17 protein-coding genes are annotated in these 16,822 nt (G+C 40.3%); 9 read left to right on the forward strand and 8 right to left on the reverse strand.

Features of this window, described 5'->3' with window-relative positions; genetic code table 11:
• Positions 1-38: 38 nt before the first annotated feature.
• The gene (locus tag E0H94_RS07240; RefSeq protein WP_131325778.1) at positions 39-536 is read left to right on the forward strand and encodes a DUF962 domain-containing protein; all 498 of its coding nucleotides are present in this window, start codon (positions 39-41) and stop codon (positions 534-536) included.
• Positions 537-557: 21 nt separating this feature from the next.
• Here the strand turns inward: E0H94_RS07240 and E0H94_RS07245 are convergent, their stop codons facing one another.
• The 6 genes from E0H94_RS07245 to rpsB form a co-directional block, all read right to left on the reverse strand.
• Positions 558-872: an AzlD domain-containing protein gene (locus E0H94_RS07245; RefSeq protein ID WP_131325779.1), complete on the reverse strand. Its 315-nt coding sequence runs from the start codon at positions 870-872 to the stop codon at positions 558-560.
• Complete coding sequence (locus E0H94_RS07250) at positions 869-1,582, reverse strand: AzlC family ABC transporter permease (RefSeq protein WP_131325780.1); 714 nt, start codon at positions 1,580-1,582, stop codon at positions 869-871. The genes E0H94_RS07245 and E0H94_RS07250 overlap by 4 nt, the downstream gene beginning before the upstream one ends.
• A 176-nt stretch (positions 1,583-1,758) precedes the next feature.
• Positions 1,759-2,589 carry a helix-turn-helix transcriptional regulator gene (locus E0H94_RS07255; protein WP_131325781.1) on the reverse strand — a complete coding sequence of 277 codons (831 nt, stop codon included), beginning with the start codon at positions 2,587-2,589 and terminating at the stop codon, positions 1,759-1,761.
• A gap of 95 nt (positions 2,590-2,684) precedes the next feature.
• On the reverse strand, positions 2,685-3,161 hold the full coding sequence (locus E0H94_RS07260; protein ID WP_131325853.1) for a DUF3465 domain-containing protein: 477 nt from the start codon (positions 3,159-3,161) through the stop codon (positions 2,685-2,687).
• Between the two features lie 64 nt (positions 3,162-3,225).
• The gene (gene tsf, locus E0H94_RS07265; RefSeq protein WP_131325782.1) at positions 3,226-4,101 is read right to left on the reverse strand and encodes a translation elongation factor Ts; all 876 of its coding nucleotides are present in this window, start codon (positions 4,099-4,101) and stop codon (positions 3,226-3,228) included.
• Positions 4,102-4,245: 144 nt separating this feature from the next.
• Positions 4,246-4,998, reverse strand: a complete 753-nt coding sequence (gene rpsB, locus E0H94_RS07270; RefSeq protein ID WP_116759304.1) for a 30S ribosomal protein S2 — start codon at positions 4,996-4,998, stop codon at positions 4,246-4,248.
• A 209-nt stretch (positions 4,999-5,207) separates the two neighbouring features.
• Between rpsB and map the strand changes: the two genes are divergently transcribed.
• From map to E0H94_RS07295, 6 genes are all read left to right on the forward strand, one after another.
• Positions 5,208-6,053 (forward strand): type I methionyl aminopeptidase, encoded by an 846-nt coding sequence (gene map / locus E0H94_RS07275; protein WP_131325783.1) that lies wholly within the window; start codon positions 5,208-5,210, stop codon positions 6,051-6,053.
• 305 nt (positions 6,054-6,358) lie between these two features.
• Positions 6,359-7,429, forward strand: a complete 1,071-nt coding sequence (locus E0H94_RS07280) for an OmpW/AlkL family protein (protein WP_131325784.1) — start codon at positions 6,359-6,361, stop codon at positions 7,427-7,429.
• A gap of 427 nt (positions 7,430-7,856) precedes the next feature.
• On the forward strand, positions 7,857-9,203 hold the full coding sequence (locus E0H94_RS07285) for an MFS transporter (RefSeq protein WP_131325785.1): 1,347 nt from the start codon (positions 7,857-7,859) through the stop codon (positions 9,201-9,203).
• A gap of 385 nt (positions 9,204-9,588) precedes the next feature.
• Positions 9,589-10,803: an MFS transporter gene (locus E0H94_RS07290; RefSeq protein ID WP_131325786.1), complete on the forward strand. Its 1,215-nt coding sequence runs from the start codon at positions 9,589-9,591 to the stop codon at positions 10,801-10,803.
• Complete coding sequence (locus E0H94_RS18460) at positions 10,796-10,933, forward strand: hypothetical protein (RefSeq protein WP_016167390.1); 138 nt, start codon at positions 10,796-10,798, stop codon at positions 10,931-10,933. The genes E0H94_RS07290 and E0H94_RS18460 overlap by 8 nt, the downstream gene beginning before the upstream one ends.
• A 107-nt stretch (positions 10,934-11,040) precedes the next feature.
• Positions 11,041-11,997, forward strand: a complete 957-nt coding sequence (locus tag E0H94_RS07295) for a TauD/TfdA dioxygenase family protein (RefSeq protein WP_131325787.1) — start codon at positions 11,041-11,043, stop codon at positions 11,995-11,997.
• Between the two features lie 75 nt (positions 11,998-12,072).
• Here the strand turns inward: E0H94_RS07295 and sthA are convergent, their stop codons facing one another.
• The gene (sthA, locus tag E0H94_RS07300; protein ID WP_131325788.1) at positions 12,073-13,488 is read right to left on the reverse strand and encodes a Si-specific NAD(P)(+) transhydrogenase; all 1,416 of its coding nucleotides are present in this window, start codon (positions 13,486-13,488) and stop codon (positions 12,073-12,075) included.
• 195 nt (positions 13,489-13,683) lie between these two features.
• On the opposite strand from sthA, the gene lipA reads away from it, so the two are divergent.
• Positions 13,684-14,697, forward strand: coding sequence for a lipoyl synthase (gene lipA / locus E0H94_RS07305; protein ID WP_116759311.1), 1,014 nt, complete (start codon positions 13,684-13,686; stop codon positions 14,695-14,697).
• 83 nt (positions 14,698-14,780) lie between these two features.
• Here the strand turns inward: lipA and E0H94_RS07310 are convergent, their stop codons facing one another.
• Positions 14,781-15,038 (reverse strand): hypothetical protein, encoded by a 258-nt coding sequence (locus E0H94_RS07310; RefSeq protein WP_044739361.1) that lies wholly within the window; start codon positions 15,036-15,038, stop codon positions 14,781-14,783.
• 361 nt (positions 15,039-15,399) lie between these two features.
• Between E0H94_RS07310 and E0H94_RS07315 the strand changes: the two genes are divergently transcribed.
• On the forward strand, positions 15,400-16,632 hold the full coding sequence (locus E0H94_RS07315; RefSeq protein ID WP_131325789.1) for an acetamidase/formamidase family protein: 1,233 nt from the start codon (positions 15,400-15,402) through the stop codon (positions 16,630-16,632).
• Positions 16,633-16,822: the final 190 nt, after the last annotated feature.

Here is a 16,822-nt window from a genome sequence, read left to right on the forward strand (position 1 = left end):
GATATAAAAAATACAATAAGCATTTGCAGGAGCAACACATGAAAACACTAAATGAATGGTTCGATGAATACAGTGAAAGCCACCAAAATAAAACCAATAAAATGATTCACTGGCTTTGCGTACCCACAATTTTATTTTCAATCATTGGCATTTTGGCGCATTTCAGTGCGCTACTTACCGCTCTCATTGTGACCCTGACTCTTATTTTTTACAGTCGCCTTGATCTTGTTTTAGCCGTAGCAATGGCAGCCCTAATTTTTGTAATGGCATGGCTGATTTTGATTTTACCTGTTGGTGTGGGTTTTTATATTGCATTGTTCATTTTTGCTTGGATTGGACAATTTTATGGACATAAAATTGAAGGAAAGAAACCATCTTTCTTCAAAGACCTCCAATTCCTCCTCATTGGCCCAATTTGGTGTATGGATGCATATCTAAATAAAACTGGTGCCCAAATTAAAAACCCATGCCAGAGCGCAAATGAACGCCATTTAGCGCATATGTACAATTTTCACAGTGGAATTCGGTCTCTCTGATGTTTTCCACTGTGAATTTAGTTAAAACACCCAAGCTTCTAATGCATAAAAAAACAGCAAACTCAAAGCCAAACTAACTAAAATTTTTCTTAAAAATAAGGATGCAAGAACGCAAAATATCGCGGCATAAAAATAACTATTCCCTTCGAATGATCTCCATTCTCCGTGATCAAAAAAAATAATCGGCATGCAAATTGCGCTTAATAAACATGGTGCTGAATATTTCAACATACGCTCAAAAAACATCGGAAACTGAATAGCAACTTTAGGTTCCAAAAATAGATAACGATTAAAAAAAACAATTGCAGCCAACAAAAAAATAAATGCCCAACTCATGTTTTTTGCTCCCCACGCTCCAGACATACCGCAACAAACATCCCCAACATGCCAGAGATTAAAATTGAGGCTTCGACATGCAAAGCGGTTAAACACAGTGAGCTTAGGATTGTGGTGATGACACCAATCAAACTCATCCAATTTTTAATAAAGGGAACAATAATCGCCACCAAAACAGCGACAATAGAAAAATCTAAATGCAAGCTCGACAAATTAGGAATGGTCGAAGCCAAATAAATTCCCAATAGGCTAAAGAGCACCCACGCGAGATAAAAACATAAGCCTGCACCCAATAAATAATATGGACGATGCAGTTGCTTGGTCATGGCGACTGCGAATAACTCATCCGTCAATAAAAATCCCAAAAGAATTCGGTAATAGCTCGCCAAAACCGAAATATCTTTGCGTAAGGTTAAGGCATAAATAAAATGCTGACTGGTTAAGAAAAATACTGTAATTGCGATTGTAAGTGCTGTTGCGTCGGCAGACCACATTCCCAAACTTACCAGTTGTGCCGCACCCGCAAACACAACCGCCGACATCGCCACTGCCTGTGGAATGCTAAGTCCTGCATCAATGGCAACTGAACCCGCCAAAATCCCCCATGGCAATACTGCAATCGATAAAGGAATAATATCTAAAGCACCTTGGATAAAATCTTGCGACTTGTGATAAGCCCTAACCCTTAATTGCTGTTGAGAAAGATCCATAACCACATCTACTGAATAAACACACCAATAAAATAGGTGTTTTGCAACAGGATGATCTTGTACAAAATTGCTGAATAACCATGAAATAATCAAGGCATGGAACGAAGCGAATAATCTTAATTAAATTCATAAATTTTAATCACTTAAATAACACATTAAAATTAGAGTCATTTCTTCTAACGTAGACTCATCACGTATTGCAAAGGGGTCACTCCTACCGATTTTTTGAAATGCCGATTAAAATGACTCTGATCTGAAAAACCACATAAATCCGCCACCAAAGCAATATTTTCACCGCGTTTTAAAAGCTGCTTCGCTTGATGTAAACGAAACTGAATGAGCCATGCGTGGGGTGGAAGGCCCGTATATTTTTTAAATTGTCGCAAAAAATGCCAAGGACTTAAACCTGCTGTTTCTGCCAGCTCATTCAGTGAGTAATCTTTTTCAGGTGCACTCGCCAATAAATCCTTAATCATCAATATGCGATTTTGCGCTTCAGGCAATGGCAACTCACCCAGCTTAGTGCGACTGTGATGTGACATTAAATAAGCCAGCGTAGATAGATATAAAGTCTGTTTAAATAATTGATTATCTTTATTTTCTAATAAATCGAACAGCAAGCTAAGTTGTTGTGCCAAGCCTTCATCCTGAATCACGGCGTGGGGAAACCACGGCATGGTTCCTGAAGGTTGAAAAAAATCCTGACTCACATCCCTTAACATTTCAGGTGTTGGATAAATCGCACGATAACGCCACCCTGTTTCTACTGCAGATGAACCTGTATGCACTTCATCAGCATTCACCAAAATGATATGTCCTTTAGGTGCAATATGCAGTGCACCTGTGCGATAAAAAGACTGCGCACCCTCTTCTATCACCCCGATGCAATAGCCTTCATGCACATGTTTAGAGAATTGCTTTTGTATATACGAAGCATTCAGTAACTCCAAGCCACCCAATTCTTGGACATGCTTAAATTTAACAAACTCATGCTTCACGTCACTCATACAATTAATTCTTCATTCATGCCAGTCAAACCTATTGCCCATGCAAAATAGCATGTCTATTTTTGCTGTATAGAACAAAATTGCTCTCTCATTCTTTATTGATAAATTCTTCCCTGATGTTTTAACCAACCATCAATGTGCTGCCGCTCTGGATCATGATGCGTCCAATGAATTATCCCACCCTTCGGGTTGTATTCATATTCACCATAAAACTCAACTGTATCGCCTTTTTGCAAATTTTCTATTCTGGGCGCCAAATCAATATTATGGGCGACCAATACTGTTAATCCGTTCTTTAATAACAATATAAATTTTTGGTGTCTGGAGCCTTCATGATCATCAGCAAGAATTGCTTTAACTACGCCACTCGCACGGACTTGCACATTATTGTGTTGTTGCTGAAATGCCTGTTGTATTTTCTGATGATCATCTACTGTTGATACTGTTTCCGATGAAATAACTGTTGAAGGTTCATCTTTAGGGAGCGCATGCTGTTCGCGGTTTATTCCTAGATATGCAGCAATAAGAACCAGAATAACAACACCTATTCTCAAATTTGTTTTATTCATCATTTTGTTATCCTTTTTATTTGATATAAAAAAAGCCCCAAAAGGGGCTTTTTTTTGCAAAATAAAATTATTTCGCAGCAGCTTGAGCAGCAGCAACTTCTTCAGCAAAAGAAAGTTCAGCTTTTTTCTCAATGCCTTCACCCACTTCGAAACGAACGAATTGAGCAACAGTTGTACCAGTCGCTTTTAATACGTCAGCAACTTTCTTATCGTTGTCGATTACGTACATTTGACGCTCAAGAACAACTTCGTTCAAGTATTTCTCAACCGAACCAGTAACCATTTTCTCAACGATGTTCGCTGGCTTGCCAGATTCAATCGCTTTCGCTTCAGCAATTTCTTTCTCTTTCGCGATAAGCTCAGCAGAAACACCTTCAGCAGTTACAGCAACTGGGTTGAATGCAGCAACGTGCATTGCAATACCTTTACCTGTGTCAGCTTGACCAGTATAAGCAACTACAACACCAATTTTTAAACCGTGTTTGTAAACTGCAAGGTTTTCACCTTCAACAATTTTAGCACGACGTACTTGGATGTTTTCACCGATTTTTTGAACAAGAGCAATACGCGCTTCTTCAACAGTCGTGCCATCTTCAAGTTTAAGTTCAGCAATTTTAGCAGCATCAGTTTCGCCAGCAGCAAGTGCAGCAGCAGCAACTTTAGCAGAGAAGCCAGCAAAGTTTTCGTCTTTAGCAACGAAGTCAGTTTGGCAGTTTACTTCTAAAAGAATAGCTTTGTTGCCTTCTTGAGCGATAGTGATCGCGCCGTCAGCAGCGATGTTACCCGCTTTTTTAGCAGCTTTAGCTTGACCAGATTTACGAAGGTTATCAATCGCTAATTCGATGTCACCGTTCGCTTCTGTTAATGCTTTTTTACATTCCATCATTGCTAAACCAGTACGGTCACGCAATTCTTTAACCATGCTTGCAGTAATAGCAGTCATGTGTATCTCCTAAAAATCGGTAGAAAATGAATTCTTTTTAGAACAGAAACGGCCCAGAGGGATGCTCATGGGCCGTCTGCATACATGACGCTTACTTTGCCACCATCACATGTCGCAAAAATGACAAGCTTGCGTCAAAACGCATTAAGCCTCAGGAGCTTCTTTAGCAGCTTCGTCGCCTTTTGCTTGTGCATTTGCTTGAGTTTGAGCGTACTCTTTACCAGCAAGGATCGCATCAGCCATAGCAGAAGCGTAAAGTGTTACTGCACGGATCGCATCGTCATTACCCGGGATAACGAAATCAACGTTGTCTGGGTTAGAGTTTGTATCAACGATACCGATTACAGGAATACCAAGGTTTTTAGCTTCTTTAATCGCGATTGATTCGTGGTCAACGTCGATTACGAATAATGCGTCAGGTAAACCACCCATGTTTTTAACGCCGCCTAAAGCACGTTCAAGTTTGTCCATCTCACGAGTACGTTCTAAAGCTTCACGTTTAGTAAGCTTAGCAAAAGTACCGTCTTGAGATTGAGTTTGAAGGTCTTTCAAACGGTTGATAGATTGGCGAAGTGTTTTCCAGTTCGTCAACATACCACCTAACCAACGGTGATCTACATATGGTTGACCAGCGCGTTGAGCTTGTTCACGGATGATGTTAGAAGCAGCACGTTTAGTACCAACGAACAATACTTTGTTCTTTTTGCTTGCAAGATTGTTAACAAAGTTCAAAGCATCGTTTAACGCAGGAACAGTGTGCTCAAGGTTAATGATGTGAATTTTGTTACGCGCACCAAAAATGTATTGACGCATTTTTGGGTTCCAGAAACGAGTTTGGTGACCAAAGTGCGCACCTGCTTGAAGAAGGTCGCGCATGCTTACGTTGTAATCTGCCATTTTCTTTACCTTAAAGTTTGGGTTAGGCCTCCATATATCCGCATTCTCCACCCTTAAAGGGCACCCAGAGTAATGTGTCGATATATGTGCGGATTTTTTACCTATTTCAATCAAACGACTCGTAAAGATATTCACGAAAAAGCATTTGATAAAATGGGCGGCTATTTATACCATAGTCACATATAAATTTCCAAAAGTTTTTAGAGATCATGAATACAACTTATCAAGCTCCCCGTCGATTAATTAAAACTGCCGATGAAATTGAAAAAATGCGTGTGGCGGGACGACTGGCGGCCGAAGTGTTGGATATGATCAAACCGCATATCAAACCAGGGGTAACGACTCTCGAATTAGACACGATTTGTCACGATTATATTGTGAACGTGCAAAATGCGATCCCTGCGTGTTTAGGTTATGGTGCGGCACCTGGTCGTCCAGCTTTTCAGCACACCATTTGTACTTCCGTGAACCATGTGGTGTGTCATGGTATTCCATCTGAAAGTAAAATCTTAAAGAAAGGCGATATCTTAAATATTGACGTCACTGTGATTAAAGATGGTTACCACGGTGATACCAATATGATGTACGTGGTTGGCGATGAAACGTCTATTCTTGCGGATCGCTTATGTAAAGTAGCACAAGAAGCCATGTACCGTGGTATTGCAACTGTAAAACCAGGTTCGACGATTGGTGATATTGGCTTAGCGATTCAAAAATATGTTGAATCAGAACGCTTTAGCGTCGTTCGTGAATACTGTGGTCACGGTATTGGTACGGTGTTCCATGATGAACCACAAGTATTACATTATGGTCAAGGCAACAGCGGTATGATTCTTGAAGAAGGCATGACCTTTACTATTGAACCAATGGTCAATGCAGGCGTATGGCAAACCAAATTACTGGGTGACAAATGGACAGTTGTGACCAAAGATCATAAATTGTCTGCGCAATATGAACATACCATTTTAGTCACTAAAGATGGGGTTGAAGTTTTGACTGCACGTCCTGAAGAAGATTTATCTCGTTTTCAGACTGAAAACGTGTCATTGGCTTAAAAACTAAGTCCGTTGTCAAAAAGGTCACCTTCGGGTGATCTTTTTTTATATCCAAAACAACTACCCCAAACTATTTTCTTTTTCATTAATAAATATTTAGGGAAGAATCAAACAAGTTGTGCCACGTGCTCCCACGCTTTTTAGAAATAACATGATTGATTGATAAGTAACAGAACCATAAAAAAATCACGGTAATTTTCACAATTTTTTAAAACTATGCCTGTTTTAAAACAACAGTTTTCTTTCACAACTCTATTGAATAATGCCCTGAATAAAAATGATGAAGAATGGACATGGAGTCCCCTATGCAAAAAACAGGATTGGCATTTTCAATTGCGATGACCCTTATCCCTACATTTAGCCATGCTAAATCCCCCTATTTCAGCTTACAAGATGGCGATGGCTTTAAACGCTTCTCCGTTTCTGTCGGTGCCCTGCACGTCATGCCACAAGGTCAAGCCCAACCGTTTCGAGTCAATACAGCAGTGAAGGAAGGTGAAACCGCGAAAGTCGGCAGTATTCAAGCACAAACCGTTTTAGACAATATTCGATCAGGTAGTGACGTTAATCCACTATTGAAAGCAGCTCTTGAAGGCTTGGCTGCGATTGATGCACCCGTCCCTTCAAGTCTCAGCGGTACTGCCGAAATACACGGCTTAAGCCAATGGGATAATGCAGGTACTGGACTTCAAGCAGATGATGTTACAACTTTAGGCATCATGAGTAATTATTTCTTTACGGACCATGTTTCCGTTGAGGTCAAAGCAGGGATTCCCCCTAAGGTCGATTTACAAGGTCAAGGAAAAATCTATGCTCCTTTTTCAGCGATTGCCAGTCCTTTAGGCAGTGTTTTAGGTCAAGTTGAACTTGAAAATGATATTTTGATTACCGATTTGTCTGCTCATGGCGTTGCTGCTTCGGCTCGGGCATGGACACCTGCATTTGAATTGCAATATCACTTTGGCAAAACTGGGGTGAATAAATTTCGTCCCTATGTTGGTTTAGGCGTGATGTATGCTTATTTTAATGAATTAGAAATGAACCCACGCATTGAACAAGATTTAATTGCCGCTGGTCATATGATTGCCAATATTAAAGAAGGTCAAGCTGGCGGATCTTTAGAAGGTAAAACCAGTTCTGCCAACCCTCAAGTGGATCTTGAAGCATCCGATGCCTTTGCACCTATTGCCACAGTTGGATTTACCTACGATTTTAATAGCAATTGGTTTGCTGTCGGCTCGGTCAGTTATGCGCAACTCAGTAATGACACCACCATTACCGTGACCGATGCCAAACTCGGTGAACTTATTCGCTCCAAAGCCGATATTGAGATCAATCCCATTCTCGCTTATGCAGGCATTGGTTATCGCTTTTAAAATGTGAAAACTCATTCTGATTTATCTTCATGGTATTCATTAAAATATTATGAATACCGTGGAATAGCGGCTGAGTTTTATGCATCCAACTTTTCATCTAAAGTGCATTGTTCTGATGCACTTTTATTGAATGCTTTAAAGAATGAATTATTTTTGATCAGATTTTATCCCTTTTTATCCAAAAGCATTTTCTCAGGATTTGATGACCTCTGAACTCATATTGAGCAACAGACTCACGTGTTTAATCAGAGTATCAGTTGAATCAATGCGAAATCCGCACTTTTGGCATATTGCTTGCTTTATCTCTATAAGATGAATCAACGTAGATTCACAATACATATAGACGGCCAACGATGTCCGTTCTGATCGGATTACAAGCAACTTAAAAAACTTGTAAACAAAATTACGCTCAGTTCAGGGGATGGTTATGTCTTCAGCAATAAATAGCGATGCAAAAAAAGCGACACAAATTAAACTTTTTAATTTTTCTACACCCGCCATGCGTGCGTTCCATATGACTTGGCTCGCATTCTTTGTCTGCTTTTTTGCATGGTTTGCCTGCGCACCACTCATGCCTGTAATTAAAGGCGAATTTAATTTAACCAAAGATCAAATTGCCAACATTAATATTGCAGCCGTTGCGATTACTATTTTAATTCGCCTGATTGTCGGTCCATTGTGTGATAAATATGGCCCCAGAAAGACCTATACGGCCCTTTTATTACTCGGCAGCATTCCTGTATTTGGCGTTGCAGCTGCCAATACCTACGAATCCTTTTTATTTTTCCGTCTACTGATTGGTGCCATTGGCGCGAGTTTTGTCATTACCCAATACCATACCAGTATTATGTTTGCACCGAATGTCGTGGGTACAGCAAACGCGGCGGCGGCAGGTTGGGGTAATGCAGGCGGCGGCGCAACACAAGCCCTCATGCCGCTTATTCTTGGTGCAATTGTAATGTTTGGTGTAGAACAAAGCATGGGGTGGCGCATTGCTCTGCTTGTACCAGGCATCATGATGGTGATTGTGGGCATCTTATACTGGAAGCTCACTCAAGACTGCCCTCAAGGTAACTTTAAAGAATTACGTACACAAGGCATTGAAGTCGGGAGTGGTAAAAAAGGCGGCACAGCGATTCTGCTACAAGCTGCACGAAATTATCGCGTTTGGATTCTATTTGTTTCTTATGCTGCATGTTTCGGTATTGAAATTTTCATTCACAATGTTGCTGCCATGTATTATGTGGATCACTTCAATATGGGGCTTAAAGAAGCAGGTTTAACTGCGGGTATTTTTGGTTTATTGGCACTTTTTGCCCGTGCTTTGGGCGGTATTATTTCGGATAAGGTTGCTGTTGCAAAAGGCCTAGATGGACGCACCAAAATCTTATTCATCCTAATTTTATGCGAAGGTTTATTCCTTATCCTATTCTCGCAAATGAATGTGGTTAGCCTTGCGATCATCAGCATGACCGTTTTTGCGCTCTTTACCCATATGGCATGTGGGGCAACTTATGCACTGGTGCCTTTTATTGATCGCGATGCTTTAGGAGGTGTTGCAGGCATCATCGGTGCAGGGGGTAATGTGGGTGCAGTCGCAGCAGGTTTCCTGCTTAAAGGGCTGCTTGATGTTCAAACTTGTCTTATGATTTTAGGTGGACTCGTTACGGTTGCAGCTTTCAGTGTGATTTTCATTCGCTTCTCTGTAGAACATCAAATCAAAGAAAAACAACTTTTTGATCAAGCTGTATTAGAACGAAAGAGTTTAGCGTAACACTTTAGTCCCTGAGTACAGATGATGATCTATCAATCATCTGTACTTGATCAAAATAATCTGCTGTGCCTTAAATAAAAAAATGAAATTGACTCGCAACCTAATCCCCCATAACTCAGTATTAAATATAAAATTAATTCTTGAATGTATAAATTCTGCTAAATAAATGACGCATTCGTACCATCCATATACTTAAAGATTGTGTTACTCCGCAGTGTCCTAAATATACAAACAATGACTATTTCAGTAGCTTTCACATATTCATCATGCTGCACTAATCCCCCAATCATTACGTCACTTTTCAAATGTTTTAATCAAATATCGAAATTAATCGATATATTGCGTACAATACAGCCAAACTTATATTTCAAAGACGAATGCGGCAATGACCCAAAGTCAATTTTCAAAACCCCTTATTTATATGCTGATTGGCAGCGCCATCATTTTGGCGCTTTCGCTAGGTGTTCGACATGCATTTGGACTCTATTTGGTTCCTATGAGCCATGAATTTGGTTGGGGGCATAACGTCTTTAGTTTAGCAATCGCATTACAAAACCTGATTTGGGGTGCTGTACAACCAATTACGGGAGCTTTTGCCGATAAATATGGCAGTAAAATTGTCGTCACGGTAGGAGGTATTCTCTACGCGATTGGCCTAGTGCTCATGTCTATCAGCTCTACAGGCTTTATGCTAAATGTCAGTGTCGGTCTGATTTTAGGTTTAGCTTTATCTGCAACGTCTTTTCCTGTGTTACTTTCTGCGGTTGGGCGCGCAGCCCCACCTGAAAAACGTAGTTTAGCTATGGGAATTGCCAGTGCAGCAGGCTCATTTGGGCAATTTATTATGCTGCCATCAACCTTATTGCTATTGCAAAATATTGGTTGGTCAGCCGCTTTAATTGTCAGTGCTATTTTAATCGCCTTTATTGTTCCACTTGCTTGGATGTTAAAAGCACCCATGTATGTTGCACCGAATAGCCAAACGTCAAGTACCGCACCTGCGCTCAGTTTTAAACAAATTTTGAGCATAGCGAAAGCCCATAAACCTTTCTGGTTTTTATCTTTAGGTTTTATGGTGTGTGGCTTCCAAGTGGTCTTTATTGGTATTCACCTGCCTGGTTATCTGATTGATCATGGTTTTGATGCGATCACGGGTACGGTATTTTTAGCCTTAGTCGGGTTATTCAATATTTTTGGCACATACGGTGCAGGCTGGTTAGGAGGTAAATTTTCCAAACCTAAACTGCTCATGGGCTTATATGCGCTGCGCGGCATCGCCATTATTGCTTTTTTAGCCTTACCGTTAAGTACATGGACAATTTATAGTTTTGGCATCATTATGGGTTTATTATGGTTATCTACCGTCCCATTAACCAACGGGATTGTCGCCAATATGTTCGGTATTCGCTATTTGTCTATGCTCAGCGGTATTGTATTTTTTACTCACCAAGTCGGTTCCTTTTTTGGTGGATGGCTCGGTGGCGTGAATCATGACATGACAGGTAATTATCAAGCGGTTTGGATGATTTCAATTGCACTCAGTATTTTAGGTGTACTGGTTCATTTCTTTGTTGATGAAAAGGCAGTGGTACATGAATAATTCATCTCTGTTTTGGCTTAAGACATCGATTAGCGCGGTCGTACTGGGACTGATTATTGCTGCCATTGCACTCTGGCTACAAACACCGCAACTCTTCGAGTACTTTAATCAAGCCTTCTGCCCACATTAATCGCTTCAAGATTGACTCTAGTTTTCATAAACTCAGCATTTATTCTTATTTCAAAAAGTGCTGAGTTTTTCTTAGTTTAAAACAACAAGAAATTTAGAGTAATAACAATGACCAGCCTTACACAACTTTCTCAAGCCATTCATGATGCACCGCAATGGCATTTACCCGAAGCATTTCAACATCCAAATGAAATTCAAATTACTCCATTGAAAGATCAAGCTTTAGGTGCGGTTGTAACAGGCTTAGATGCACGTAAAGCACAGTCAGGCGAAACCATTTTCCATCTTAAACAAGCTCTAGCCGAACATTTAATTTTGATTTTTAAACAACAAAGTTTGGATGATTTACAATATCTAGCCTTTGCCAGCTACTTTGGTTCCATTTTCCGTCCAAGCGCAGACAATCCAGTACTTGCCAGCCAATCGGACACTGGTGTCCCGCCTGATGTTGTACCTGTGTCAAATGCAGTAGGGCAAGGAGACTACACAGGTCATGGCGAGCTTAGTCCACATGCTGATCATCAATGGACACCACTTCCCTCTTTCGGTTCACTGCTTTATGCCATTGAACTTCCACAAAACGGTGGACAAACCACTTGGTTCAACACCATCAAAGCCTATGATGCCCTCTCAGATGAGATTAAAAAGAAAATCGACTCGTTACAGCTCATTACCTATAACCCCTTTGTTCGTGCACAAAGTAATACAGGGACAAGTGGTTATGCAGATTCACCCTACTACCGCTTTAAAGATCAACCGATTTTAGGACATGCCTATCCACATCCACTTGTACGTACTCACCCTGAAACGGGACGTAAAGCATTGTGGCTGAATACGCGTTCAGAAGTTGAATTGGTCAATGTGAATGATATTGCAGGGAGTGAACTCATCGCAGAGCTACGCGCACATATTCTAAAACCAGAGTTCCGCTACGAACATCAATGGGAAACGAGGGATATTGTATTTTGGGACAATCAAGTCACATTACATTCGAGAACACCCTTTCCCGCAGAACAACGTCGTCTATTAAAACGTATTAGCTTGGCAGGCGCTCGACCTTTCTAAACGATATTCATCATCCCACAGTGCATAAAAAAGCCCATCAATCAGAATGGGCTTTTTATTCACTTCACTGAATTTTTAAAACAACCGGTTCATACCATTCAAAGTCGCTACACGGTATGCTTCAGCCATTGTTGGGTAGTTAAATGTCGTTTCCACAAAATACTTGATGGTATTATTTGGACTGTTCATCACTGCTTGACCAATGTGAATAATTTCCGCAGCATTATTACCAAAGCAATGTACGCCCAAAATTTCCAAGGTATCGCGGTGGAACAAAATTTTCAATTCACCGACGGTATCGCCTGTAATTTGCGCACGGGCTAAATAACGGAAAGATGCCTGACCTACTTCATACGGAATTTTTTCTTCCGTTAATTGCTGTTCATTCTTACCAATCGAAGAAATTTCTGGAATGGTATAAATCCCCGTAGGAATATCAACCACTGGCTCAATGCCTTCTTCGCCACTCATGTTTGCCCCTGCACAACGACCTTGGTCATAGGCAGCAGAAGCTAGCGATGGCCAACCAATCACATCACCCGCAGCGTAAATATTGTCAACTTCAGTTTGGTATTGATCATTGACGGTAATTTGACCGCGACTGTTTGGTGTAATACCGACATTCTCAAGACCTAAACCATCGGTATTACCAGAACGACCGTTACACCATAAAATCGCATCGGCTTTAATTTTCTTACCACTGAGCAAATGCATCACAACGTGATCATCAAAAGTCTCAAGATGATCAATCTGTTCATTATGACGAATCAATACACCCTGCTCACGCAAGTGATAAGAGAGTGCATCCGAAATTTCGTCATCTAAATAGCTGAGTAATTTCATTTGGGTATTGATCAGATCAACTTTATGGTCTAAGCCAATGAAAATTGACGCATATTCGCAGCCAATTACACCTGCACCATAAATGATGATTTTCTGGATCGAGAAATCCAAATCCAAAATTTTATCTGAATCGAATACACGTGGATGATTAAAATCAAGCATGGCAGGACGATACGGACGGCTACCTGTCGCAATCACCAACTGCTTAAACATAATGGTTTCTTTAATCCCTTCAGGCGTAAAAACCAAAATTGTATTTTGATCTTGGATATAAGCACGGCCGTGGAAAATATCAATCCTATTACGATCGTAAAAACGCGAGTGCGTCTCAACCTGTTGTTGAATGACTTTATGCGCATTGCGTAGCACTTGTTTCATGGTAAATTGTTTCCAATCCCCCACTTTTTGGAACATTGGATCGCGTTGATAGCGAATAATGCTCGATACTGTTTGACGCAATGCCTTACTCGGAATTGTGCCAACGTGGGTACAGTTACCCCCCAATTGCTCTCGCATATCAATAATTGCAACGCGCTTGCCCGATTTAGCAAGTTTCATTGCCGCGCCTTCGCCAGCAGGACCCGAACCGAGAACGACCGCATCGTATTTCACGAAAGTTCCACTAACGACTTCTTTCTTACGTGCCATTCAACGCTCCTTTTCTATAAATCTGTGTCTATTTTCGCTCTATTATGACTGAAAATAGCTGACTTTGCTGTATTTCATAGTCATATATTGAATGATAACGACATTTAGAAAATGAATAGTGTTTTTGCCCTATCAATGTGCAATTCCGTTATAATATTTGCATATCTCTCCGTGTAAACAGTGGAAAAGTTGAATATGTCTGAAAGCCGTAAACCTGAACAGGGTGTCAAACTTCGTGGTGCAGAAAAAGTTTCACGTATTCCTGTCAAAGTTGTTCCTACGGTTGAAGTGCCTCGTAAGCCAGACTGGATTCGTGTCAAGATGACAGCGCCTGAGGAAGTTCAACGCATTAAAACAACTTTACGGGCGCAAAAATTACATACTGTATGTGAAGAAGCTGCCTGCCCAAATTTACCTGAATGTTTTGGTGGTGGTACGGCAACCTTTATGATTATGGGTGACATCTGTACTCGTCGTTGCCCATTCTGTGATGTTGCTCATGGCCGTCCAAATGCGCTTGACCCAGATGAACCACGTCATATGGCTGAAACCATTTCAAATTTAGGTTTAAAATATGCCGTGATTACCTCGGTAGACCGTGATGATCTCTTGGATGGTGGCGCACAGCACTTTGTCGATTGTATTAAAGAAGCGCGTAGCTTAAGCCCGAAAACCTTACTCGAAATTTTGGTGCCGGACTTCCGTGGTCGTATGGATATTGCCTTACGCATTATGACCGAATGCCCACCAGACGTGTTTAACCACAATATTGAAACTGTGCCACGTTTGTATAAAGCGATGCGTCCGGGTTCAGATTACCAACACTCTTTAACGCTGCTTAAAATGTTTAAAGAATACTGCCCAGATGTTCCAACCAAATGTGGTTTGATGGTCGGTATCGGTGAAACTGAAGAAGAAGTGATTGCTTTATTAGATGACTTACGTGCCCATGATGTGGACTATGTGACCATCGGTCAGTATTTACAGCCATCTAAAGAACATGCACCGATTGACCGTTTTGTCAGCCCAGAAGAATTCGAGCGTTACGCTGAACACGGTCGTAAACTTGGTTTTAGAAATATTTGGTCAGCACCTATGGTTCGTTCAAGTTACTTTGCAGACCGTCAATATTATGGTGAACCTGTACCCGCAGTGCGTCGTAAAGTTGACCCAGCAAAGAAAATTGCCGTGCAAACAATTGAAGCTTAATTAAGTCTTTGATTTTAAAAACCCTTTAAATACATTATTTAAAGGGTTTTTTATTGTCATGAACATCCATTAAAGCGATTACGCTATATCCAGTACACGTTAAAACTATAAAAGAACTCATTCACTTCGAAACGAACTTGATAACCCAACTGGGTCAATTCAGCCGAAAGCTCCCGAATTTCACTGAGCGGCAAATGCTTAGGTAAAACAGCAAAAACGGCGGTATTCCCCTGCTGAGCACTTTCTTCAATTAATTTTGCTAAGCGCTCTTTATAGAGATTGATATCTAATTTGGCGGTTGCCGTAAGAATTTTGGCATGTTCGGCTGTAATAAAGCTCATTCTTGTTCTCTTGGTATTGATAAATTATTTCTTTTGATCATAGCAAACAGAATAGAGATAAAGTTGAAAAATTGTACGGATTTTTATCTTTAAATTTCTAACATGATCTATTTTAAAAAACTGGGACAATTAAGTGATCTTATAACAATATCACCCATTCAAAGGGTGCTCTTAAAATAAGCATATTTTACCTATAAGTATAAAACCATCCAATAAATTGCATCATCATAAGTCAAATTAACTATTTAATTTTCACATAATTTATTAGAAATATTGAATTAATTGAGAAATCAAAACTGGCATAAGTATTGCTATATATCAACTACATAGATTGGAGATAGATTAAGTAAAGGTTAAACTTATGTTGAAAATTAAACTTATTTCATTGGCTGTATTAACGACATTGAGCTCAGCATTTACCTATGCCGATGATTTCAAAATTCTGAAACAAATATCTGAAAAACCAACTTTACTTAAAGATGGCACCTATAAAGGTAACTACTATGTGCCATCCACGTTAAATACCATTACTTGGGGCTATTTACCTAATCGGGACGCAAAACCTGTGTTAACGGTGAACTCTGGCAGTATTGTCACATTCGACACAGTGTCCCATGAAGGTTTACTTGAAGATCAAGGCCGTGATGCGGAAAAATATTTCCAATCTAAAGGGGTTAAGTCTGAATCTATTTTAGATGAAGCCAAAAAAATCACCCAATCCAAGCTTCAACATGACTTTCATAAAGATGGTCCACACGTTGTTACAGGACCAGTCGCCATTGCAGGTGCTGAGCCTGGGGATATTTTAAAAGTCGAAGTGATTAATGTCGAACCGCGTGTGCCTTATGGTGTGATTTCAAATCGACATGGGAAAGGAGCATTGGTCGGCGAATTTCCAAAAAAAACTAAATATGATGATGCAACCGCAGCGAACCCAGAACGTTTCGGCAATGTTTCAATTTTCACCCCGATTGAAAAGAATGCTCAAGGTGAATATGAAGGCGTGTTAAAGACCGCATCAGGTAAAGCCATTCGTTTTCCACTTTATCCTTTTATGGGCATTATGGGGGTAGCGGCAAACACTTCAGAACCTGTTCATTCTGTACCACCAGCTTTGTATGGTGGAAATATTGATATTAATGAGCTTGGTGCGGGTGCGACTGCCTATTATCCTGTTCAGGTGAAAGGTGCGCTTTTTTACACGGGTGATAGCCATTTCTCGCAAGGTGATGGTGAAGTTGCACTGACAGCATTGGAAGCATCTGCACGTGCGACCCTCAAATTTACGTTGTTAAAAGTAGGTAAAGATAAAATTCCGGGGCAAGAAATTAAACAACCTTTAGCAGAAAATGCCGAGTTCTGGATTACTCCTGGTTTAGATGCCGATCTAGATGAAGCGATGAAAAAATCTACTCGTGAAGCAATCCGTTTTTTACATCAAGAATATGGTATTGATGAGGCGATAGCTTATGCTTACTTAAGCGCTGCAACAGATTTCGAAGTTTCACAGGTGGTCGATCGTACCAAAGGAATTCATGCCAAAATTCGCAAAGCCGATTTCAAAGAGTTTACCTCAGAGAATCAAAGTAAATAATTCAGCATCAATATGAAAATGAAGGTGATTTTTTCAATCACCTTCTTCAAATCTGCAACATCAACATCATTCCCTTAAATGAAACAGATCTTGCCTGTTTCGGCTCACCATCGTTTACAACTCATCACCACATTTATACGTCAAATCATTGATTAAAAAATAAGCCGAACTATAAACTATCTATATCAGC

Origin of the sequence: Acinetobacter sp. ANC 4173, from assembly GCF_004331255.1 — a bacterium.
Lineage (GTDB): Bacteria > Pseudomonadota > Gammaproteobacteria > Pseudomonadales > Moraxellaceae > Acinetobacter.